This window comes from Paenibacillus diazotrophicus (genome assembly GCF_042610465.1).
In genome coordinates, this window is the sequence record NZ_JBGJZN010000001.1 from 678148 (window position 1) to 699936 (window position 21789).

The window sequence follows — 21789 nt, forward strand, 5'->3', positions numbered from 1 at the left end:
AGTTTCCCGAGGAGGATTCTTGTATGGCTCACCAGATGAGAAGAAAAGAAGCAGCCTGGAAGTCACGAAAGCAAGATCAGCACCCCCATGGTAAAATCAAATCGCTTAAGACCTTGTCCAGCGAATATGATGAGAAGCATACTGCGTTTTAAGAATAAGAAAGACTGTCGGACTAATATGCCGGCAGTCTTTCTTCATTGAATCTGCTCAGAACTCGCTCCTTGTAAAATGGTGGTCACACTTCCATTTAACCCAGGGGCGATTTTTTTATAAGAATTGCAATGACTAGATTATGCTATACCTATGACTTGAAAATGAAGGTATGGCAAAGTGGAATTATACTACAATGTGAAGTGAACAGAGGATTGGCATCTGTATTAATAACTGACAGGAGTGCGGATTCATGAAATATACCAATCCCGTAATACCGGGTTTTCATCCTGACCCGAGTATTTGCCGTGTTGGCAGCGATTACTATTTAGTCACAAGTTCGTTTGAATATTTTCCCGGTGTTCCTATCTTTCACAGTAAAGACCTGGTTCATTGGCGGCAGATCGGTCATTGTCTCACCACAGAGCATCAACTTCCCCTAACGGGTGCATGGAGTTCAGGTGGAATCTACGCACCGACACTCCGTTACCACAACGGCTGGTTTTATATGGTGACTACCAATGTCAGCGGGGGCGGGAGTTTTTTTGTCAAGGCTCAGAACCCTGAAGGCCCCTGGTCGGAGCCTGTGAAAGTTGCCCAGGGCGGCATTGATCCTTCTCTATTGTTCGACGATGACGGCCGTGTATATCTCCAGTCTCCAACTACTGGCGCTGAAGGAGATGGCATCTATCAATGTGAGATCGATATGGAGACCGGCGACAGACTGTCAGAGAGCCGCTTGATTTGGAAAGGTACTGGTGGTGCTCATCCTGAAGGGCCTCATTTATACAAAATCCATGGGCAATATTATTTGATGATCGCCGAAGGGGGAACCGAATATGGCCATATGGAGACGATTGCAAGAAGTGATCATCCTTATGGCCCCTTTGAACCTTGCCCTAACAATCCGATTTTAACGAATAGAAGTATGGCAAACGGTATATATGCAACGGGCCATGCCGATTTAATTGAAGCTCATGACGGTTCATGGTGGGCGGTGTGCCTAGGAATAAGAACGGTATCCTACCCTATGGGACATCACCTGGGAAGAGAGGTTTTTCTGGCACCCGTGAGCTGGACATCTGATGGTTGGCCTATCGTAGGCAATGGCACCCATATCGAGCCTGTGATGGATGCTCCGAAGCTGCCCCAAGTGTTATGGCCGGAAAAACCGCCCAGAGACGACTTTGAAGATACCCAGCTGGATATGAGATGGACATTCTTGCGTAACCCTGTGGAGGGCAGCTGGTCTTTGACGCAGCGACCGGGTTATCTTGTCTTGCTTGGACAAGCGGCAACCTTAAATGAGGCCCTGGCTCCTGCTTTTGTAGGTCGCCGCCTGTGTCACTTTTCCTGTACAGTGGTGGCTAAGCTCGAATTCGATCCTCAGCACGACGGAGAAGAAGCGGGGTTAACGATGTACATGGACGAAAAGCATCATTACGATCTGGCTGTAAAATTCATTCAGGGCCGCAAGCAGCTGATCTTCCGCCGGACAGTCGGCTCCATGCAGATGGTGGAGCAGCGTGAATGTCCTGAAGGAGCCATTGAGCTGCAGTTTCAAGCGCAACCCGAAAGATTCGTGGCATCGTTCCGTTCTTCACAGTCTGGCACCATAGAAATGGGATGGGGAGAAACACATCTTCTCTCTACCGAAGTCGCTGGCGGTTTTGTTGGTGTAATGGCAGCTATGTATGCTACATCGGATGCGGAGAATCCCACCCCTGCGCTATATGACTGGTTTCACTATGAGCCAATCGAATAGGTTCTGTGGATTGTAAGTTCCTTCTGCCTGAGCAAGCCTTAATGTTCAGAGAATACCGGATGCTGCTGTGATTCTTGCATCTTACGAAATGCTTTTGGAGTCATGCCGTAGCTTTTTTTGAATTGGCGTGTGAGGTAATTGCTATCGTTAAAACCGCACTCGTAAGAAATATCCGTAATGGAACGATTGGTTTGCTTAAGTAGTGTGCAGGCCCGTTCCAAACGGAGCCGGTGCAGATAAGCAATGGGTGTGGTCCGGTAATACGACTGGAAGATCCGGTTTAAATGTCTGACGGAAATATCCGCTTTGGATGCAATCTCCTCCAGTGCTACTTGATCCAGGTAATGATCCTCGATGTAAGAGATTGCACTGGCCAGATGCATCAGACTGTTGGCTACGCCCTTCTCCTGATGATCGTATTGCCTGGACAGGTACACCACAAGCTCCATGAACCGGGAAGCAAGCATGGTCTGATAACCTTGTTGCTTCGCTTCATATTCTTTGATCATAACTGATACCAGCGCTGTAACATATTCAAGGCTTGCAATGGACATGTTCAATTTGCTTTTGTACGTATTGATGCTGCGATAGAAAGGTTCCAGAATGAAAAGTGCCTGATAACCATCTAGGGAGCGCAGATCCTGTCCGGCAGACTTCAACATATCCGGCTTGTACATTACATTACAAATTTTGAATTCGTGCGGGGCTTTGTAGGCATGATGGGTCCCGCCGTTCAAGACAAATACATTGCCTTTCTTGATAAAAGATTCCTCATTGTTAACGATATGTGTAGCATGACCATTCAATACGATGACCAGCTCAGAGAAATCCACATGTTTATGAAGGGACATTTCTTCATCATGTCCTCCGTACTGAATGAAAAATGGAAACTGCTCATCGGTTGTGAACCAGTTAAGATAGACATCACTCAAATGAAAGCACCCGCTCCGTTATTAATCATGTCTATATTATGCTATTTTGTGACTTGATAATCAAGGTTTTCACATGGATCAGAAGTTAAAATAAAGACGAAAACAGGCACGATTAACTTACCTAAAGGGGGATAATATCACCATGATTCAAAAATTGCCCAAGACATGCGGAATAGCACTTTTAGCAAGTGCGCTCCTTCTATCGGCAGGCTGCAGCAGCACAAAAAATAATTCTGCTAACACCGCAAATGACAGCAACAGCAGCAGCGATACCGCTCCGGTAACATTTTCATTCTTTGGAGCTGATGCCAATCCGAACTGGAATAAAATGCAGGATGATGTAGGTAAAGAGATTACTGCGAAGACCGGAGTTACCCTGGATGCCGAATTTGATGTGGGCAGCGGCGGTGGAGACAAGATCTCATTAATGGCTGCCAGCGGAGATTACCCGGACATGATTTACGCCAAAGGAGAGCTCGGCAAACTGGTGGATGCAGGAGCAATTATCGATCTGACTGATCTTATCGACAAGTATGCACCAAATATTAAAAAGGTCATGAGTAAAGATATGAACCGGATGAAATACAGTAAAGACGACCAGGCCATATACTCGATTCCAACTAACACAGGTGTGGATCAGCAGTATTTTGATGTCACGAGCGGATTTGAAGTTCAGCTCCGTGTGCTCAAAGAGTTAGGTTATCCGGAGATCAAAACGGTTCAAGACTTTGAAAGCGTACTCAAGAAGTATGTGTCCAAACATCCGACAACCGATGGACAACCTACCATTCCTCTTTTGTTAAATGCAGATGGCTGGAAGAGTATGATTACCGTAACCAATCAAGCCGCAGCGACTACCGGAGGTGCAGGTGATGGTGAGTACTACGTGGTACCGGAAACGTATGAAACCATGCTGCATTACAAACGTCCGGAAGAAAAGGATTACTTCCGCTGGCTGAATCACATGTATAACGAAGGACTGCTGGATAAAGATTCTTTTGTGCAAAAGGATGATCAGTATAAATCCAAAATCTCCAGCGGACGCGTACTCGGTCTCACTTCTGTGGAATGGGAATATTCAGATGCAGAAAACGCACTGAAATCAGCTGGTAAAGATGAATACACATATGGTCATTTTCCAGTGACATTAGGTGAGCAGTATAAAGATAATACCCTTCAGGCCATTGGGGTGGACGGTTATGGTATCAGTATCACTACTGCCTGCAAAGACCCTGTCCGTGCCATCAAATTCATAGACTGGTTGTCCTCTGAGGAAGGACAGGTGTTACGAAATTGGGGGATTGAAGGCAAACAATATACAATAGAAAACGGAGTGCGTGTGATTCCGGAAGAGATCCGCAATCAGAAAGTGAATGATGCCGCTAATTTCGGGAAACAGACAGGCATCGATATGTATTCAGCCTTTGGTGTCCGTTACGGAGACGGCGTCAAAGATTCAACAGGCAACTACTATACGACCAACTTCCCGGAACAGATCATTGCCAGCTACTCGGATGCTGAGAAGGAAGCTTTAGCGGCTTATAAAGCAACCACGTGGAAGGATCTGTTCCCGGCCGAAAATGAATTTCCTGTCAAAGAATGGGGGGCACTGTATAATATGCAGGTTCCGACAGATGGGGATTATCAGGTCATTTACCAAAAAACACAGGACATTGTCCACAAACGTATTCCGGAAGCCATTCTCGCAACACCAGCAGACTTTGACAAAATATATGATGCATTCATTCAAGAATTGAACAAAGTTGGAGCAGAGAAAATGGAGAAGGAATATACAGAGCTGGTTAAAGCAAGAGTATCACTCTTTACCGGCAAGGATATAAAATAATAGTTAAACGTATAAAGGTCCTTACCTACTTGAGGTAAGGGCCTTTATGTCTGTATTCAGGATAAGAATGCTTTGACGGATAGATTTCATTGGCGTATGATAAACGTATCAAATAAATTTGATTTGACGAGGTCTAACTATGAATACAGAGCAATCGCAATTGTTTAGTAATTACGAACAAAAGTTTAAGGCACTGGCTGATCAGAAGCGATTAGCGATTTTGTATGAAATCAAAAAACAATCTGAAGTGTGTGTATGTGAGCTGGAAGGGATCATAGATCTTCCCCAATCCAAGTTGTCTTATCACCTTAAGTTATTGCTGGATGCAGATTTACTTAAGTGTCGTAAGGAAGGTCGCTGTAACTATTACAGTATCAATGAGAAGGCGATCAAATATCTTTTGCCGGATGATGTTTGTTGTATCTTTTACCCTCCCACAGTATAAAAGGGGGTTAAATTATTCTATCCATCAAAATATTTTGATGAGATTCTGATGAAGCAAAGGAAGGTATTTAGAGATGGTGTTGCTAAATTCTGATTATATAAATTACGTTATCGATAACCATTTAACTCAAGAAATTTTTAAGGGACGGTTTGGGCTTGAAAAAGAGAATGCGCGTGTCGATAAACATGGGAATCTTGCATTAACACCTCACCCCAAAGCATTTGGCTCCAAAACGGATAATCCCTATATCCAAACCGATTTTTCGGAAAGCCAGGTGGAGATGATCACTCCCGCATTTCATTCTGTTGAAGAGACCTATTTGTTCCTGGAGGCGCTGCAAGATATCGTAACGCAAGAATTGACTGGTGAATATTTGTGGACCAGCAGTAATCCCCCCGCTTTGCCTCCGGAAGAGGATATTCCTATTGCCCAGATGAATGATCCTTTAGAAGATGCGTACAGAAATAAGTTAGCGGGCAAGTATGGGAGAAAGAAACAGTTGCTCAGCGGAATCCACTATAATTTTTCGTTCGATGAGGGTTTTCTGCAAAAGCTCTATGAAGCTGTACCAAGTAAAACCGGATTTAAGCAATTCAAGGACGATTTATATTTCAAGGTAGCACGGAATATTCTGAAATATCGCTGGTTACTGATTTATTTGACCGGTGCCAGTCCTGTTTTTAATAAAACCTATGTAGATCGATGTGTATCCTTAAGCGATCAGTTGGATGACGAAAGCCATTTCTTTCCCAATATGAGTTCACTGCGCAATAGTATTTGCGGATATCGAAATGAAAAACCTATATATGTATCTTTTAATTCAATGGATGAGTATGTCCGGGATTTGAGAGAATTGGTCATTTCGAAGGAATTACTCAGTGTCAAAGAATTTTATAGTCCTATTCGTATGAAGCCGGCTAAGGGTGATCATCCCATGCAATCGCTTCTGGAAGACGGTGTAGCTTATATAGAATTACGTATGTTCGATTTAAACCCGCTTTATAAGAACGGGATCAGTCTGCAGACTATGAAATTCATCCATTTATTTCTTATCTATGTGATGCTGAAGCACGATGAACCCTTCACTAAACAACAACAGCAGCAAGCAGATATGAATGTGGATACCCTTATGTTCAAAGGACTTCAAGGGGAACTGCTGGATGACGGCAGTGGGGTAAGCATGAAAGAAAAGGCCATAGCTATCCTTGATGAAATGCAAGCAATGATAAAAGCACTCCAACCCGACGACTCGTCGTGGATTCATATACTTAATTATCATAGAGACATCCTGCACAATTCCGACCACAGTTACGCATCCATCGTCAAATCAGAAATACAATCTTCTTCTTATCTGACTTATCACTTAAATAAAGCGAAGCAATATGCACAAGAAAGTTGTGCGGCAGGATACCAGTTCGTTGGCTATGAAGATTTGGAATTGTCGACACAGCTATTACTAAAAGCAGCGGTTAAGCGCGGAATTAGCTTTGAGCTCATTGATCGTGATGAGAATTTTGTTGTCCTTAAGAAGGGGGATCATCTGGAATATGTGAAGCAGGCAACGAAAACATCCTTAGATTCATACAGTACAGTACTAATCATGGAGAATAAGATCGTTACCAAGAAGGTGCTGAAACAGCATGGAATTCGGGTTCCTGCTGGTGCAGCTTATGGCAGTCAACAGGATGCCTTGCTGGATTATGAAGTTCATCGGGATAGAGCAATCGTAGTAAAACCGAAATCGACGAATTTTGGCTTGGGCATCACTATATTCACCAATAGCTATACTATAGAAGATTATAAGCAAGCTATTGATATGGCCTTTGCTCATGACCGGACGATCCTAGTTGAGGAATTTGTAGCAGGACAAGAATATCGTTTCCTGGTTATGGGAGATGAAGTAGTAGGGATACTGCACCGTGTACCTGCCAATATAGTAGGGGATGGGGTGCATACAATCGAAGAACGGATTCAGCAAAAAAACAAAGATCCGTTGAGGGGGAAAGGGTATAGAACCCCGCTAGAACGGATTCAATTAGGCGAACCGGAAAGGTTGTTTTTGAAAAACCAGTCCATGAGCGCATTAGATATCCCAAGATTAGGTGAAGTAATCTACTTAAGAGAAAACTCCAATATCAGCACGGGAGGGGACAGTATCGATTGTACAGATGACATTCCAGAAAGTTATAAACAGATAGCTGTGCGGGCTGCTAAAGCTGCTGGAGCTACATTTTGTGGAGTCGACATGATGATTAATCATATTAACGAAGAGGCAAGCGAGGAGAATTATAGTATTATCGAAATTAACTTTAATCCGGCCATTCATATTCATTGTTATCCATATCAAGGTATAAATCGAAGAGCAGATGATAAGATCCTTGATTTATTATTCGGACCGCCCATGGAAACATGAGGAGATCCGGTGGGGAAGACACTTAGAGCGGGAGAGTACTGATCTGGTAAAAAAACAGTCCGCCCTCAATCACAGAGGGGGCGGACTGCTTTGGTTTGACCAATAAATCTCCTTATAAGCTGCTTATTACGATATTACGCAGCTTGCGGGTAATCGGCAGCGTGCCGGCATCTTTTTTCTGAATCATAAAAAGCACGGTCAGACCATCTAGAGGACTATTGCAGAAATATGCCCCAAGCCACCCATCCCAGCCATATTCGCCTTGGCCGCCGATTACTCCGGCTTTCCCGGTGTCGGTCATGATGCGCATCTGGTTACCGTAGCTGTGGCCTTGCAAGGAATGCCAAGTATCGAACCCTTTTTGCTGCCAATCGCTTAATCGTGCTGAAGTCATATATTGAACGGTTCTAGGCTTGAGCAATTGAACTCCCTTATAGCTGCCCTGATTCATAAGCATCGTCGTAAATTTAGCGGCATCGTCAATCGTAGAGACAAGTCCCGCTCCGCCCGACTCGAATGCCGGTTCCCGGTCCATGTGGTGGAAGATACCGAGATGACTGTCCATGTACGCCTTCAATCCGCCTTCACCATCATCCTGATAGACTTTGGCAAGACGAACTCTTTGTTCTTCTGACAGCCAGAAACCGGTATCTTTCATTCCCAGCGGCTCAAATATCTCCTTGTTCAGAAATTGCCCATAACGTATGCCGCTAACCGTCTCCACAATCGCACCAAGGACGTCCGCCGACGTTCCGTATTGCCAGAATGATCCCGGCTCGAACGATAGGGGTCCTTGACCCAGGCGGTTGGCAAATTCCATTGTGCTCATTGGATCTTCACCGTATAGACGGCTGCCTAGATCCTGGAACAAAGCATCTGTGTACTGTCCCGCTTTATCGGTTCCGCCGTATACCAGTCCAGAGGTCATATTCAGCAAGTCGTGAATGTTGACTTCCCGGGTAACAGGCTTCAGTTCACCATTGTTCTCGACCTGTTGGTTTTTGAAACCCGGAATATACTGGCTGACAGGATCAAATAAATCGATATCCCCACGCTCCAGCAGCATCATGATGGAAGTGGCGGTAACCGGCTTTGTCATCGAGTATAGGCGGAAGATTGAATTTCTTGATATAGCGCGACCTGTCTCAAGGTCGGCCATACCGTCCTCATGATAAAAAACCTCGTTGCCATTCTTGATCACCATGAAGTTAGCACCGGCGATTTCCTTGTTGTCGATACTTTTTTTAAGCGTTTTCTTCAGTTGGTTGATAATGTTTAGGTCCAGCATGTCTTTTATGACTCCCTCTCCCAAAATTATTCGCTACAGAGAATTTTAAACGCTTTTGGAGCGGCTGTATAGTATACTTATAGGCTCCTCTCTAAAAGCACCCCGACTTGTTTTGCCATTTCGTGCGGTGGATGGGGCATCCCATTCCTGATCCACCATTCAATGACTCCAACGTACGCAGTTCCTGCATACTGCAACATAACATCATCACTCAAATCCGCATTCTTATCGCTTTCCCTGTCAATCTCACCTTGGAATCCTTTCATAAATGAAGCCAAGAGCCGTGTCCGGAAAGAAGAGGGGGTGCCTTTACTTGCTAACATCGTAGAAAAAAACAAATAATTTTTCTCGAAATATTCAAAATAAGGTACAAGCGCATCGACCCAATTCATCTCACATGCCCATTTATCCATCTCACCTAACTCATTAATATGTATTTCTATGAGCTTATCCAATAAATCGAATTTGTCCTGATAATGAAGATATATGGTTCCACGGTTGACATTCGCACGGTCTGCAAGCTCCTGAATGGTAATGTCGTCAAAGTTCTTCTCAGTCATGAGTTCAATGACAGCCTTTTTTAAGGCTTCCTGGGTTTTAATTTTTCTGCGATCCACTTTGCCCGTCAATATTTACACCAAACTTTCTTAGATAATGAATATTATTGATTAATGTGTTGATAAATCAACATAATACGTCTTTTTGATCCTTGAACATAGGATTCTTACCTATATAATAATTGACAGGAGTTGATTAAACAAATTTAGTTTACTATTTCCGGTTGGGAATATCGTAACTGTATGTTGGAGTTTCACTAAGAAGTTAACCGTGTAAGTCTTAAGGTGAACTCATAAGTAGGATTATCTGTTTTCGGATTTGTTCAACTGCCATGTTTATTCAATAAACCAATTCGCAGGAGGTTTTACAATGATTACTGTTAACGCACGTGCTACATTCAGCCAGGAAGGCCCCTTCCGGCTGACCACGATAGAGCGCAGAGAGCTACAGCCACATGATATTCTGATTGAGATTAAGTTCGCAGGGATTTGCCATTCTGACATTCATACAGCACGGGGCGAGTGGGGGCCAGTAGAATATCCTCTTGTTCCAGGGCATGAGATCGCAGGGATTGTTACACAGGTAGGTTCAGAGGTTACAAAATATGCTATTGGCGACCGTGTTGGGGTTGGCTGTATGGTTGATTCCTGCCGGGAATGTGATAACTGCCATAAAGGGGAAGAGCAGTACTGCCTCAATGGAATGACAGGAACCTATGGGGCTGTCGATAGGTATGGGCAATTTACACAAGGAGGTTATTCCACACATATTGTAGTTACTGAAGATTTTGTAGTTCGAATTCCTGACGGTATTGAGCTGGATGCCGCAGCACCATTGTTGTGTGCAGGGATCACGACATACTCGCCACTGCGCCATTGGGGAGCTGGTCCTGGCAAAAAGATAGCTGTTGTAGGACTTGGAGGGCTTGGACACCTGGCCGTAAAAATAGCGCATGCCATGGGGGCAGAAGTAACGGTTCTATCTCAATCATTGAAGAAGAAGGATGATGGTCTGAAGCTTGGGGCGGATTATTATTATGCCACAAGTGACCCGGGAACATTTGCAGAGTTGGCTGGTTCGTTCGACCTGATTGTGAATACCGTGAGTGCGGGTATTGATATTGGTTCCTATCTTTCGTTATTAGCGCTGGATGGTACTCTTGTCAATGTAGGCGCTCCAGCGGAGCCATTGCCAGTTAACGTATTCTCACTTATCGGCCACCGCCGTTCGTTTGCCGGATCTATGATTGGTGGCATTCGGGAAACCCAGGAAATGTTGAATTTTTGTGCGGAACACCATATCGCTCCTGAAATTGAGATTATTTCTGCCGACCAAATTGATGAAGCTTGGGAGCGCGTGTTAGCCTCAGATGTCCGGTATCGATTTGTGATCGACATCAGCACGATGGAGAAAGAATAATCACGGGTATTGAATACTAACAAAGAAAGAATCTGCTACAGAAATAGCAGATTCTTTCTTTGTTAATGATTATATTTGGAAATGTATTAGGATTTACTTACACTCACATCATCGATGATCGCTTTGCGGAGGTATGCCTCGATAGTACCGTTAGTAAGCTTTGACAGTTGAATAAGACTGTTATGGGACATTTTAGCCCATGCCTTGATGTCTTCAAAGAATCCTTGATCAGAGGCCGTTACTTTTAAAATTTGCCCGACCTGTAGCTGGTCGATATTTTTTTTCACTTGAATGATCGGCCCTGGACAGCAGAGTCCACAGGCGTCAATGACTGCATCAGCATTCAAATTGTCCGTAGCAGTCAATTTATCATTTGAAGCCGTATTTTTGTTTTGCGGAACATATTTGCTGATCTGATATGTTTTGTAGCCACCTGTCAAATTCTTCACCTTGAACCCTTTTTGGGTTAAGATCCGGGATGCCGTATAGCCTCTCAAGCCAACCTGGCAATAGACCCATATTTCCTTAGCGGGATCCAGTTCATCCAGGCGATTACGCAGTTCATCGACAGGAAGGTTAATCGAACCTTCGATATGCCCATTCGCATGCTCCAATTCGCTTCGTACGTCCACAAGTATTGTGGAGTCCAAATTCCGGCTGGCTAAATCCCCAGGTACAAATACTTCACTCATTCCGTTAATTACATTCTCTGCCGTGTATCCGGCCATGTTAACCGGATCTTTAGCCGAGGAATATGGAGGAGCATATGAGAGTTCCAGTTCAGTTAAATCCGCAACTGTGCCCTTAAAACGGATCACCGTGGCAATATCATCAATGCGTTTGTCTACTCCGTCAAAGCCTACAGCTTGCGCACCCAAAACTCTGCCATCCATATTAAAAAGAAGTTTTATGGATATTGGAGTGGCTCCAGGATAATAGGAAGCATGGGAGTTAGGATGTACATAGATAACACGATACTGGATACCAAGTCGCTGCAGGGTTTTCTCATTATTGCCGGTAGATGCACCAGTCAAGCCGAAGACTTTAATAATGGATGTACCTTGAGTCCCTTTGTATGTGGTACCTAATCCACTGACATTGTCTGCAGCAATACGACCTTGTTTATTGGCAGGTCCTGCCAAGGGGACGGCTGACTTATGTCCGTTAACGAAATCCACGATTTCTACAGCATCACCTACCGCGTAGATATCTTTAATATTCGTTTCCATTCTCTCGTTAACCAGGATATGCCCTTTAGGTCCGAATTCCAGACCGCTATCTTTCAGGAACGATGTATCCGGCGTAACTCCGATGGCCAGCAGGACAATTTCACTTTGTAGAACCTTACCGCTTGCAAGGTGGACCTGAATCTGCTCGTCAGTCTCCTCAAAGCTCTGCACCATGTCGGAAAAAATTAGATTTACTCCATGATCCACGAGTTCTTTGGATAATACGGCTGACATTTCGGAATCGAAGGGAGCCAATAGTTGAGGGCCTGCCTCAATCAGTGTTACTTCCAGCCCGGCTTCCTTCAGGTTTTCCGCCATTTCCACTCCAATAAATCCACCGCCAATTACTACCGCTGAACGTGTACCTTCTTCACTCACCTTATTTTTGATTTTGTCTGTATCCGGAATGTTTCGTAGTGTGTGAATTTTGGAACTCTCTATTCCAGGCAGAGAAGGGCGGATTGGCTTTGCACCTGGAGATAGAATCAGAGCATCATAGTTCTCCTCATAGGAGCCTAGTTCCTTACTTTGCACAACTACTTTTTTGCCAATCGGGTCAATGGAGATCACTTCACTCTGGATTCGAACATCAATATTGAAGCGTTTATGCATGGCCTCAGGCGTTTGTACCAGTAATTTGGAACGATCTTGTATGGAACCCCCAATATAATAGGGAAGACCGCAGTTAGCAAAAGAAATATAAGGGTCACGCTCAAACATCACTATATGTGCATCTTCATCCAATCTGCGCAGACGGGCTGCCGCTGAGGCGCCTCCTGCAACTCCACCTACGATTAATACTTTTTTATTCATGACTATTCCCCCTTTAATATTTGTAGCAGAAGTTTGATTCTTTCGTCTTTAACGGAATAAATAATCTCAAGGCCGTTTCTTTCAGTCTCCACAATACCTAAAGATCTAAGCTTCTGGAGGTGTTGGGAAACTGTAGATTGTGGAAGCTCCAAACATTCTTGCATATAAGTCACGTTACAACTTCCTTTATCAATGATTCCTTTTACAATACATAATCTAACCGGATGGGCTAGTGCCTTCAATAATTCAGCTGCCTGTGCATAGGTTTCAAATTGTTTGTCCATTGACTGTGAAATCACCTCGATCCACTAAAACGTTATATCGTAATATTAAGATATAGAGATATAAATTGCAATCCCTTCATTGTGTCGAAAATATGACGGGCTGTGTGCATAGGTCGAAGTAGTAGGTTATCTAATCATTTACTTCATTAATGAGCAAAATTATTCGTGTTTCTAGTTTGCATTATCCATATTAATAAAAAATCAGGTGCTTACACACACTATTGACAAACGGGTTCAACACAATTATGATTTATCCATGCCAATACCCATGGGGGTATACGTATTATATGTTTTTAGCATCCAGATAAAATACTTCAAGGAGGTTCTGAAATTGCAAATGATTAAAACAGATCAATCACTGGATTGCAAAGGACTGGCATGTCCGATGCCTATCGTAAAAACTAAGAAAGCGATGGACCAGCTTGAAGCAGGTCAGGTCATCGAGGTTCAAGCTACCGATAAAGGCTCTCTAGCTGATATTAAGGGATGGGCAAAGAATACCGGTCATCAATATTTGGGAACCATTGAAGAGGATAACGTCCTCAAACATTATCTTCGCAAAGCCAGCCAGGATGAGATTAAGGAGCAAAAAAAATATATGCATGTGATCTCTAATGAGGAGCTTGAGAAAAAACTGGCGAGTGATGAGAAGGTGATGGTTCTAGATGTTCGTGAACCAGCTGAATATGCATTTAGTCGAATTCCAAATGCGTTCTCCATTCCTCTTGGTGAACTGGAGAATCGTTGGAATGAACTCAATCGGGAAGATTCTATCTATGTTATTTGCCGGACGGGAGCGCGTAGTGATCTGGCGTGCCAGCTGTTAGCTTCAAAAGACTTCAAAGACGTTCATAATGTTGAACCTGGCATGTCCGGGTGGACAGGATTAACGGAAAATAACTAATACAATAACTATAACTAAAACATTAAATGGAGGAATTAACGTAATGAGTACAAAAGTAGCTATTATCGCAAGTAACGGTGGTTTGTTCGATGCCTATAAAGTGTTCAATATTGCCACAGCTTCTGCCGCAACCGATGCCGAAGTGGCAATCTTCTTCACCTTCGAGGGATTGAATTTGATTCACAAACAGGCTCATCACCAGCTGCCATTACCGGCCGGACGCGAGCATTTTGCCGAAGGATTCAAAAATGCCAACGTTCCATCCATTCCTGAGCTGGTTGAAATGGCACAGGAGATGGGCGTCAAAATCATTGCCTGCCAGATGACTATGGATGTAATGAATTTGCAAAAAGAAGATTTTATCGAAGGAATCGAAGTCGGAGGCGCAGTAACATTCTTGGATTTCGCTAAGGATGCCAATGTCTCTTTAACATTTTAATCAAAGGAGGAACCGATACATGGAAGCTACAAATGCACTGAGTATAATGACAGCCAGGGAACTTACAAGATTGGTTCTGGCCAAGGAAGAGCTGTTCATCCTGGACGTTCGTAATGAAAGTGACTTTAATGACTGGAAAATTGAAGGAGATATGATTGAGGTCATCAATATTCCATATTTCGAACTGCTGGATGGTGTGGATCCTGCACTTGATCAAATTCCAAATGGCAAAAAGGTCCTTGTCGTATGTGCCAAGGAGGGTTCATCCAAATTCGTGGCTGAGCAGATTGTCCAGGCGGGAAGAACTAATGTGTACTATCTGGAAGGCGGAATGAAATCATGGAGTGAGCATCTGGAGCCTGTTAAGATCAGTGATTTGAAGGGTGGGGGATCCCTCTACCAGTTTGTTCGAATCGGTAAAGGCTGCTTGTCTTATATGGTTGTATCAAACGGTGAAGCGGCCGTAGTGGATACACTCCGGATGACAGAAGTCTTCGAGGAATTTGCGAAAAGCCAAGGGGCGACGATCAAGCATACCTTAGACACTCACCTCCATGCCGATCATATCTCAGGCGGCCGGAAATTGGCGGAAAAGACTGGAGGGACCTATTGGTTGCCACCTAAAGATGCTGACGAGGTTACTTTTTCGTATGATAAATTGGAAGAAGGACAGGATATTACTGTTGGAAATACAACAATTCGGATCGAGCCGGTATATTCACCAGGTCACACAATCGGCAGTACCTCACTTATCGTAGACGAACAATTCCTGTTGACCGGTGACATCTTGTTTATTGAATCGATCGGACGTCCTGATTTGGCCGGCAAAGCAGAAGACTGGGTCGGCGACCTTCGTGAGACACTCTATAACCGCTACAGAAGACTATCCCAGGACTTAACCGTTCTTCCGGCTCATTTCGGAAAAGTATCCGAGCTTGGGGATGGAGGGAAAGTTATGTCGAAGTTGTCGGAACTTTATGGTAAAAATCCAGGTCTGAATATTCAAGAAGAAGCAACATTCCGGCGCACTGTAACGGAAAACCTGCCACCTCAACCGAATGCATACCAAGAAATCCGTCAAACGAATATGGGGAAAATGACACCAAGTGAAGAAGAGCAGCAAGAGATGGAAATCGGTCCAAACCGCTGTGCCGTTCACGATAAATAAGAGGAGGATATAAGAAAATGCAAGTAGATCTTGTGGTCGACACGAAAGGATTAGCTTGTCCAATGCCGATCGTAAAAGCAAAAAAAGCCCTGGACGGTCTTACCACTAATCAAATCATGGAAGTGCAATCAACAGACAAAGGTTCTATCAATGACTTTCAGGCATGGGTCAAACAAACCAAACATGAGCTTATTAAATATGAAGAAGAAAATGGCATCTATAAATTCTTTGTAAAGAAGATTTAAGAAATAAGCGGACACGCATGAGCGTGTTCGCTTATTTCAAGCCATCATAAACAATTCGTACACCAAGAGAGCTATAGCTCTCCTCTTTATAATGACCTTTGGGGCATGACTTGATACTGCAGGCAGCATTACTGTCGGCATGCAATCTATCGTTGCATACTGGGCAGTTATCTTTAAAAAGAGATTTCAACACACTAAACATGCTTAATCACTCATTTCACATTAATTTACTTGGTATTATTATACCCGCATATTTCTGATCCGTATACATTTTTGTTGTTTTTTTTATCATCATCTAAAGGAAGGGGAAAGCCGATGGATATACTGCTTTTTATCGTAATGGCATTGCTTGGTCTGGTCGGTTCTTTCTTTTCCGGTTTGCTTGGGATTGGTGGAGCGATTATTAATTATCCGCTGCTTTTATATGTACCCTCTCTGCTTGGGGTAGCACAATTCTCCGCCCATGAAGTGTCGTCGATTAGCATGTTCCAGGTATTTTTCGCTTCGCTTGCAGGAGTCATTGCTTTTCGGCGTAAAAAAAATAATGGGGCTGTTGTTCACAAGGGTCTAGTTGTATATATGGGGAGCAGCATTCTCGTGGGCAGCCTGGCTGGAGGATACATCTCGGGGCTTCTTAATGGAGAAGTTATCAATTTGATTTACGGAATCCTTGCAGTACTAGCGGTTATCCTCATGCTTATCCCGAGAAAAGGAAGCGAAGAACAGTCGGAGCATCTAACATTCAATAAATTCATTGCTATGGGCGCGGCTTTTTTGGTAGGTATCGTCTCAGGAATCGTAGGAGCAGGGGGCGCATTTATTCTAATACCTATTATGCTTACTGTTCTCAAAATACCCACTCGTACAACCATTGCCTCCTCGCTTGCTATTGTCTTTATATCAGCAATAGGCGGGTTAATCGGTAAAATCTCGGCTGGGGGTATTCCTCTGGAGCCTACAATCTATACGGTTATCGGGAGTCTACTCGGAGCACCTCTTGGATCCAGGATTAGCTCCAAAATGAATGTTAATGTGTTACGGTATGGATTAGTCGTCTTAATTGCCCTCACGGCAGTAAAGATCTGGTCAACCATTCTATAATCATTCTCGAAATCCTTCAAGCGAGTTGTTTAAAAAAATTTTTGTGCTATAATACCTATAGGGGTATATGTATACTATGTATATTTGATGAAAGGTGATGATCATAGATGGAATATCATTATCCGGATGAAATGAAAACACGCTTACGCAGAATCGAAGGTCAAATTCGGGGTGTCCTTCGAATGATGGAAGAAGGAAAGGCATGCAAAGAGGTTGTGGCTCAATTATCTGCTGTGCGCAATGCATCTGATAAAGCTATTGCCCAGATTGTCGCGGAGAACCTGCATCAATGTATTGTAGCTGAACAAGCTGAGGGCAACCCAAATACCGAGAAAATGGTCAAGGAAGCCATCGCGCTTCTTGTGAAAAGCCACTAACTGAGAGTTAATGAATTAATACTAAATAGAATAAAGGAGAGATTAGCATGGCATTTAAAATTACAAAAGAAATTTCACCACAGAAGGTAGCCGCACAGCTCAAAAAAGGGGATTCAATGATCATGCTGGATGTTCGCGAACCTGTAGAATGGGCTGAGGGACACATCGCCGGTGCCAAACATATTCCACTTGGCGTGCTTTTGGAACGGCTACATGAACTCGATCCTGCCCAAGAAACCATTGTTATGTGTCGAAGCGGAAACCGTAGCGGCTTGGCATGTGAACTGCTGACTGAAAGAGGTTTTAATGTTATTAACATGACAGGTGGACTTAATAACTGGACGGATGAATGGGTGCGTTGACTAACTTACAAGTGGATTTGCAGTAGCTGGAGCAATAATTATCAGCTGCTGCAGCCCTTAGGAAAGGACAGAGCAAGATGATCATATTATTGTGCTTTTTGACTGGAGCCATCGCTTTAAGGTTCTTGTACCAGATATGGCCCGTTCGTTCCCTTTCCTATATTGATCCTAATAATTGGGTCCAAGAAAAGGAAAGGTTAAATTTGAAAATGCTCGATGTCAGGGATGCTTCAGATTATTTGGAAGAACATATTTCCGGCTCGATAAATATATCTTTAGGACGCCTTCCTTACGTATGGCAACACGATCTGGTTCCTGACGATAGCGTACTGATTTTGTCCAACAATTGGTACCAAAGCAATAAAGCAGCAAGAATACTCCGTAAGCATGGTTTCCGTTGTCTGTTTGTAATCGAAGGTGATGAGTGGCCTGCAAAAATATGTTTTCGTAAAATAACCCAAGAAGGAGGAAGACATTGTGGACACAGGTTCAATCATTAACATTGCAGTAATTGTATTGTTGCTCTGGTTTGTTTATTCCCGTATAAGACCCGCAAAAGGATTAAAGGCGCTGAACGCTGAAGAATTTCAACATGTGATGGAGGGCAGCGAGAAAAGGATGCTCATAGATGTACGGGAGCCGGGAGAGTATAAGACCGGTTATATTAACGGCGCTAAGAACATCCCTTTATCCCAGCTATCTGGCCGCTTAAGGGAAGTACCTAAGGATCAAGCTGTTTTTCTATATTGTCGAAGTGGAATGCGAAGCAAGAATGCGGCAAGAATTCTGCTGAAAAACGGTTATACAGGACTTGTTCATCTGCAAGGAGGCTTGAGCGCCTGGAGTGGTAAATTGAAGCGCTAATAAGGGATTCATCCATTTAAAATAGTATGAATAGAAAATGACATCATACACAATACTATCTGAAAATGGTTATTAAGGTGGGGAAATAGGTTGGATATCGCCTGGATATGGAAATCTGCTTTTCTGGTTGTCGTCGGGATAATACTTTTAAGAATTGCCGGGAGAAAATCAATAGCACAAATGAGTGTAGCTACGACTGTAATTATAATCTCAATCGGTACTACGATAGTTCAACCTATCGCCAATCATGAATTATGGAAGGCTGTTGGTTCAGCTGCAGTGTTTATTGTGTCCTTATTAATTATTGAATATTTACAATTGAAAATAAACTGGCTCGAAAAGGTGCTTAGCGGAAAATCAAAGATCGTGATTGAAAATGGACAAATCAATATTAATACTCTACATTCTGTCCGAATGACAGTTGATCAACTTGAAATCAGGCTCAGAGAGAAAGGGATTTCGAGCTTTAAAGATGTCAAAACCGCCACACTTGAACCAAACGGCCAATTAGGATACGAACTGATGAGGCATGCCAGACCAGTAACTATCGGGGAACTGGAACGTATGCTGGGCTTGAAGTCAGGCGACAAAATAGAAGAGGGGACTCTTTTCAAAGAAGTGAGTCAAAACCGCCATGAGAGTGGGATTGACCCCACCCTGCAGTAGTCATGTCTTTACTTCTCAACTTCTAACAAAACAGCCAATTTCGCACCTTTGCTTTTTCTATACATACACTGGAAAAAAGCATAGGAGATGATATTGGTGCTTGATATTCAAAGTCCACCGATTCTTTATGCCCATTATTCTTACATTGGAGATCCATTAGTTTTTGCCTCTGGTGTTGCTGAAGCTTACAAATTTCTGAAGTGAATATGCGCTGATATTTCAGACTTTATATCAAGAAAAAGAACCGCCCCTCATAAATTAGTTGAGGGGCGGTTCTTTTCGGAGCAGGCGAAGAACATGACTTGCCGGCTCTGACGGCGTCCTGGCCGAAAGCTGGGTCTATAAAGCCAGCAGGTTATGCAGCAGCAAAAATTATGGAATTCACCTGCTCTTACTGTTAATATAAAACTTGTGTCAAAAAAAATGAAAAGAAGGTTCTTGCAGTGAATCAACATTCGATCCGCAGACTGCTGGATACTTGGTTTGATTTCAAGTTTCGGCTTCTCGCAGGCGGCATAGCAGTAGGCATACTATCAGGTACGGTGGTTGTAATGTTTCGTTATGTATTGGAGGAAGCGCTCAAGCAGTCTTTGGTCTTTTATCAGTATCAGAGAAATCACTTATGGGTTGTACCCGGATGGCTGGCGATTCTGATTCTGTCCGGATGGTGTACTGGTATGCTTGTAAAGAAACAGCCTGGTATTTCGGGAAGCGGCATCCCTCAGGTGAAAGCCGTGTTGCAGAACCGACTGCAACTCAACTGGTGGAAAGCGGTAACCTCTAAGTTTTTCGGGGGAGCAGTAAGTATTGGAGCCGGATTATCCCTGGGAAGAGAAGGTCCTTCGATTCAAATCGGCGCTCTGGTTGCTGAAGGCTTCAGCCGGATATTCCATAAATCGAAGACGGAGACACACATCCTAATCACATGCGGTGCAAGTGCGGGGCTTTCGGCCGCCTTCAATGCGCCAATCGCGGGCGTTATTTTCGCCTTGGAAGAAGTACACATGAATTTTTCTCCACTCATTATGATCTCTGCTTTAACCTCGTCACTGGTCGCCGATTTTATTTCAAAGGAGTTCTTTGGACTAACCCCCGTATTTAACTTTTCCGGGATCGGAACGCTGCCGCTGGCCGATTACTATCATCTGGTCCTGTTGGGATTGCTGGTCGGTGTATCTGGTATTTTCTTTAATAAAGGCTTATATTTTTTTCAGGATCTGTATCAAAAGATAACCTGGATTCCTTCACAGGCCCGTCCGGTCATTCCGTTCGTTCTAGCGGGAATCCTGGGATTGACACTCCCATCGGTCTTGGGCGGAGGCAATGACTTAGTCAATGATTTAGTGTCAGATCCTTATTCTTTAACCTTTTTACTGCTTCTTCTTGCTGTGAAATTCCTATTTACCATGCTCAGTTACGGATCTTCCGCACCCGGAGGGATATTTCTGCCGATGCTTGTCATTGGAGGATTGATTGGCACCCTTTACTGTAAATTTGCAAATGGTTTACTGGGAGGAGTTCATCTTGATGAAGCTTATTTTCTTATAGCCGCCATGGCCGGATTTCTGACTGCAAGCCTGAAGGCTCCCATTACTGGCATCATCCTGATTACTGAGATGACAGGTTCCTTTACGAACCTGCTGCCTATAGGCATCGTATGCCTGGCAGCTTACATGACTGCTGAGTTTTTTCATTCCTTGCCAGTCTATGAAGTACTACTTGAAAGATTTCTGCACGGGAAAAGCGCTTTTGACAAGACGGATTCGAGTAAAGTCATTCTCGAGATTCCGGTCCATCAAGGATCTCTATTAGATGGAATAGGCATTGGAGAATTCCAATGGCCTGCACATTGTCTGATCGTATCCGTTAAAAGGGGAGCTGAAGAAATTATACCTACCGGGAGTGTGGTTATACGTGCGGGAGACTCGCTTATAATTTTGACAAATGACAGCCAGTCAACGCTAGTTTTGGAGGCGGTAAGAAAAGTCGCACATATCAGTTCATTTGCTTAGCTTTAGTAATGTAGGAAAGAGCAGCCATAAAAAGGCTGCTCTTTTTTTGCTTTATTGATCTTTTTCCAGTTGATTAATCAGCTCTTTCATCTCGGCGATTTCTCTCTTCTGGGACTCAATAATCCCATCCGCGATTTTCCTTACCCGGGGGTCGGAGATATTCGCTCGTTCACTTGTCAGAATGGCAATGGAATGGTGAGGAATCATGGCTTTCATCCACGCCACGTCACCTACTGTAGTCTGGCTTCGAACGAGCCACAGCGAAAGTCCAAAGACAACGATATTTATGGTAAGAATTAGGGCATTCACGATCCGCTTCGTATACATTTTCCACATAAAGAGAAGCATGACTATGGCCATGGCGGAGCCCATGATCAATGCCATATATAGCCGGGTTTGGCTAAAATATATATGATCGATTTGAAATACATTCAAATACATTAGCCAGTACATGAGAAGTGTGGATATTATAATCATCATTCCGAATCGCACATACATTTTCATGGATA

General features: G+C 43.6%; 22 protein-coding genes and 1 pseudogene. 17 read left to right on the plus strand and 6 right to left on the minus strand.

Annotation, left to right across the window (positions count from 1 at the left end; translation table 11 throughout):
* The first annotated feature begins 23 nt into the window (after positions 1-23).
* On the plus strand, positions 24-152 hold the full coding sequence (locus tag ACAN54_RS03030; protein ID WP_379152351.1) for a DUF6254 family protein: 129 nt from the start codon (positions 24-26) through the stop codon (positions 150-152).
* A gap of 251 nt (positions 153-403) precedes the next feature.
* Positions 404-1915, plus strand: coding sequence for a glycoside hydrolase family 43 protein (locus ACAN54_RS03035; RefSeq protein ID WP_379152354.1), 1512 nt, complete (start codon positions 404-406; stop codon positions 1913-1915).
* Positions 1916-1953: 38 nt separating this feature from the next.
* On the opposite strand, the gene ACAN54_RS03040 is transcribed toward ACAN54_RS03035, so the two are convergent.
* Positions 1954-2847 carry a helix-turn-helix domain-containing protein gene (locus tag ACAN54_RS03040; RefSeq protein ID WP_379152357.1) on the minus strand — a complete coding sequence of 298 codons (894 nt, stop codon included), beginning with the start codon at positions 2845-2847 and terminating at the stop codon, positions 1954-1956.
* 142 nt (positions 2848-2989) lie between these two features.
* Here ACAN54_RS03040 and ACAN54_RS03045 point away from each other — a divergent pair, with 142 nt between their 5' ends.
* The 3 genes from ACAN54_RS03045 (at position 2990) to gshAB (ending at position 7551) form a co-directional block, all read left to right on the plus strand.
* Positions 2990-4693: an ABC transporter substrate-binding protein gene (locus ACAN54_RS03045; protein ID WP_379152360.1), complete on the plus strand. Its 1704-nt coding sequence runs from the start codon at positions 2990-2992 to the stop codon at positions 4691-4693.
* A gap of 139 nt (positions 4694-4832) precedes the next feature.
* Positions 4833-5138, plus strand: coding sequence for an ArsR/SmtB family transcription factor (locus tag ACAN54_RS03050; RefSeq protein WP_379152363.1), 306 nt, complete (start codon positions 4833-4835; stop codon positions 5136-5138).
* A 73-nt stretch (positions 5139-5211) separates the two neighbouring features.
* Complete coding sequence (gene gshAB / locus ACAN54_RS03055) at positions 5212-7551, plus strand: bifunctional glutamate--cysteine ligase GshA/glutathione synthetase GshB (protein WP_379152366.1); 2340 nt, start codon at positions 5212-5214, stop codon at positions 7549-7551.
* 112 nt (positions 7552-7663) lie between these two features.
* Here the strand turns inward: gshAB and ACAN54_RS03060 are convergent, their stop codons facing one another.
* Together ACAN54_RS03060 and ACAN54_RS03065 are read right to left on the minus strand one after the other, a co-directional pair.
* Entirely contained in the window at positions 7664-8839 is a 1176-nt protein-coding gene (locus tag ACAN54_RS03060; protein WP_379152369.1) for a serine hydrolase domain-containing protein, read from the minus strand.
* A gap of 77 nt (positions 8840-8916) precedes the next feature.
* The gene (locus ACAN54_RS03065) at positions 8917-9399 is read right to left on the minus strand and encodes a TetR/AcrR family transcriptional regulator (protein WP_379154131.1); all 483 of its coding nucleotides are present in this window, start codon (positions 9397-9399) and stop codon (positions 8917-8919) included.
* 367 nt (positions 9400-9766) lie between these two features.
* On the opposite strand from ACAN54_RS03065, the gene ACAN54_RS03070 reads away from it, so the two are divergent.
* Positions 9767-10816 carry an NAD(P)-dependent alcohol dehydrogenase gene (locus ACAN54_RS03070; protein ID WP_379152372.1) on the plus strand — a complete coding sequence of 350 codons (1050 nt, stop codon included), beginning with the start codon at positions 9767-9769 and terminating at the stop codon, positions 10814-10816.
* 119 nt (positions 10817-10935) lie between these two features.
* Here ACAN54_RS03070 and ACAN54_RS03075 read toward each other — a convergent pair.
* Positions 10936-12858, minus strand: a pseudogene (locus ACAN54_RS03075) (FAD-dependent oxidoreductase); the annotation flags it as partial.
* Between the two features lie 2 nt (positions 12859-12860).
* Positions 12861-13142: an ArsR/SmtB family transcription factor gene (locus tag ACAN54_RS03080; RefSeq protein ID WP_379152375.1), complete on the minus strand. Its 282-nt coding sequence runs from the start codon at positions 13140-13142 to the stop codon at positions 12861-12863.
* A 337-nt stretch (positions 13143-13479) separates the two neighbouring features.
* Here ACAN54_RS03080 and ACAN54_RS03085 point away from each other — a divergent pair, with 337 nt between their 5' ends.
* From ACAN54_RS03085 to ACAN54_RS03135, 11 genes are all read left to right on the plus strand, one after another.
* On the plus strand, positions 13480-14046 hold the full coding sequence (locus ACAN54_RS03085; protein ID WP_379154133.1) for a sulfurtransferase TusA family protein: 567 nt from the start codon (positions 13480-13482) through the stop codon (positions 14044-14046).
* Between the two features lie 43 nt (positions 14047-14089).
* The gene (locus ACAN54_RS03090) at positions 14090-14485 is read left to right on the plus strand and encodes a DsrE/DsrF/DrsH-like family protein (protein ID WP_042236621.1); all 396 of its coding nucleotides are present in this window, start codon (positions 14090-14092) and stop codon (positions 14483-14485) included.
* Between the two features lie 19 nt (positions 14486-14504).
* Entirely contained in the window at positions 14505-15653 is a 1149-nt protein-coding gene (locus ACAN54_RS03095) for an MBL fold metallo-hydrolase (RefSeq protein ID WP_379152378.1), read from the plus strand.
* 17 nt (positions 15654-15670) lie between these two features.
* On the plus strand, positions 15671-15898 hold the full coding sequence (locus ACAN54_RS03100; RefSeq protein WP_379152381.1) for a sulfurtransferase TusA family protein: 228 nt from the start codon (positions 15671-15673) through the stop codon (positions 15896-15898).
* Between the two features lie 315 nt (positions 15899-16213).
* Complete coding sequence (locus ACAN54_RS03105) at positions 16214-16999, plus strand: sulfite exporter TauE/SafE family protein (protein ID WP_379152384.1); 786 nt, start codon at positions 16214-16216, stop codon at positions 16997-16999.
* A 107-nt stretch (positions 17000-17106) separates the two neighbouring features.
* Entirely contained in the window at positions 17107-17376 is a 270-nt protein-coding gene (locus ACAN54_RS03110; protein WP_379152386.1) for a metal-sensitive transcriptional regulator, read from the plus strand.
* Positions 17377-17423: 47 nt separating this feature from the next.
* Complete coding sequence (locus ACAN54_RS03115) at positions 17424-17738, plus strand: rhodanese-like domain-containing protein (protein ID WP_379152390.1); 315 nt, start codon at positions 17424-17426, stop codon at positions 17736-17738.
* A 77-nt stretch (positions 17739-17815) separates the two neighbouring features.
* On the plus strand, positions 17816-18238 hold the full coding sequence (locus ACAN54_RS03120; protein ID WP_379152393.1) for a rhodanese-like domain-containing protein: 423 nt from the start codon (positions 17816-17818) through the stop codon (positions 18236-18238).
* Positions 18216-18602 (plus strand): rhodanese-like domain-containing protein, encoded by a 387-nt coding sequence (locus tag ACAN54_RS03125; RefSeq protein WP_379152396.1) that lies wholly within the window; start codon positions 18216-18218, stop codon positions 18600-18602. The genes ACAN54_RS03120 and ACAN54_RS03125 overlap by 23 nt, the downstream gene beginning before the upstream one ends.
* Positions 18603-18692: 90 nt before the next feature.
* Complete coding sequence (locus ACAN54_RS03130; RefSeq protein ID WP_379152398.1) at positions 18693-19268, plus strand: DUF421 domain-containing protein; 576 nt, start codon at positions 18693-18695, stop codon at positions 19266-19268.
* Between the two features lie 443 nt (positions 19269-19711).
* Positions 19712-21280: a ClC family H(+)/Cl(-) exchange transporter gene (locus ACAN54_RS03135; protein ID WP_379152401.1), complete on the plus strand. Its 1569-nt coding sequence runs from the start codon at positions 19712-19714 to the stop codon at positions 21278-21280.
* A 51-nt stretch (positions 21281-21331) separates the two neighbouring features.
* Here the strand turns inward: ACAN54_RS03135 and ACAN54_RS03140 are convergent, their stop codons facing one another.
* Positions 21332-21784: a DUF305 domain-containing protein gene (locus ACAN54_RS03140; RefSeq protein ID WP_379152404.1), complete on the minus strand. Its 453-nt coding sequence runs from the start codon at positions 21782-21784 to the stop codon at positions 21332-21334.
* Positions 21785-21789: the final 5 nt, after the last annotated feature.

Excerpts from the sequence above, each read along its gene's own strand:
- ACAN54_RS03030 (WP_379152351.1), top strand. The coding sequence starts at position 24 with ATGGCTCACCAGATGAGAAGAAAAGAAGCAGCCTGGAAGTCACGAAAG.
- ACAN54_RS03035 (WP_379152354.1), top strand. The coding sequence starts at position 404 with ATGAAATATACCAATCCCGTAATACCGGGTTTTCATCCTGACCCGAGT.
- ACAN54_RS03045 (WP_379152360.1), top strand. The coding sequence starts at position 2,990 with ATGATTCAAAAATTGCCCAAGACATGCGGAATAGCACTTTTAGCAAGT.
- ACAN54_RS03050 (WP_379152363.1), top strand. The coding sequence starts at position 4,833 with ATGAATACAGAGCAATCGCAATTGTTTAGTAATTACGAACAAAAGTTT.
- gshAB (WP_379152366.1), top strand. The coding sequence starts at position 5,212 with ATGGTGTTGCTAAATTCTGATTATATAAATTACGTTATCGATAACCAT.
- ACAN54_RS03060 (WP_379152369.1), bottom strand. The coding sequence starts at position 8,839 with ATGCTGGACCTAAACATTATCAACCAACTGAAGAAAACGCTTAAAAAA.
- ACAN54_RS03065 (WP_379154131.1), bottom strand. The coding sequence starts at position 9,399 with ATGACTGAGAAGAACTTTGACGACATTACCATTCAGGAGCTTGCAGAC.
- ACAN54_RS03070 (WP_379152372.1), top strand. The coding sequence starts at position 9,767 with ATGATTACTGTTAACGCACGTGCTACATTCAGCCAGGAAGGCCCCTTC.
- ACAN54_RS03080 (WP_379152375.1), bottom strand. The coding sequence starts at position 13,142 with ATGGACAAACAATTTGAAACCTATGCACAGGCAGCTGAATTATTGAAG.
- ACAN54_RS03085 (WP_379154133.1), top strand. The coding sequence starts at position 13,480 with ATGATTAAAACAGATCAATCACTGGATTGCAAAGGACTGGCATGTCCG.
- ACAN54_RS03090 (WP_042236621.1), top strand. The coding sequence starts at position 14,090 with ATGAGTACAAAAGTAGCTATTATCGCAAGTAACGGTGGTTTGTTCGAT.
- ACAN54_RS03095 (WP_379152378.1), top strand. The coding sequence starts at position 14,505 with ATGGAAGCTACAAATGCACTGAGTATAATGACAGCCAGGGAACTTACA.
- ACAN54_RS03100 (WP_379152381.1), top strand. The coding sequence starts at position 15,671 with ATGCAAGTAGATCTTGTGGTCGACACGAAAGGATTAGCTTGTCCAATG.
- ACAN54_RS03105 (WP_379152384.1), top strand. The coding sequence starts at position 16,214 with ATGGATATACTGCTTTTTATCGTAATGGCATTGCTTGGTCTGGTCGGT.
- ACAN54_RS03110 (WP_379152386.1), top strand. The coding sequence starts at position 17,107 with ATGGAATATCATTATCCGGATGAAATGAAAACACGCTTACGCAGAATC.
- ACAN54_RS03115 (WP_379152390.1), top strand. The coding sequence starts at position 17,424 with ATGGCATTTAAAATTACAAAAGAAATTTCACCACAGAAGGTAGCCGCA.
- ACAN54_RS03120 (WP_379152393.1), top strand. The coding sequence starts at position 17,816 with ATGATCATATTATTGTGCTTTTTGACTGGAGCCATCGCTTTAAGGTTC.
- ACAN54_RS03140 (WP_379152404.1), bottom strand. The coding sequence starts at position 21,784 with ATGAAAATGTATGTGCGATTCGGAATGATGATTATAATATCCACACTT.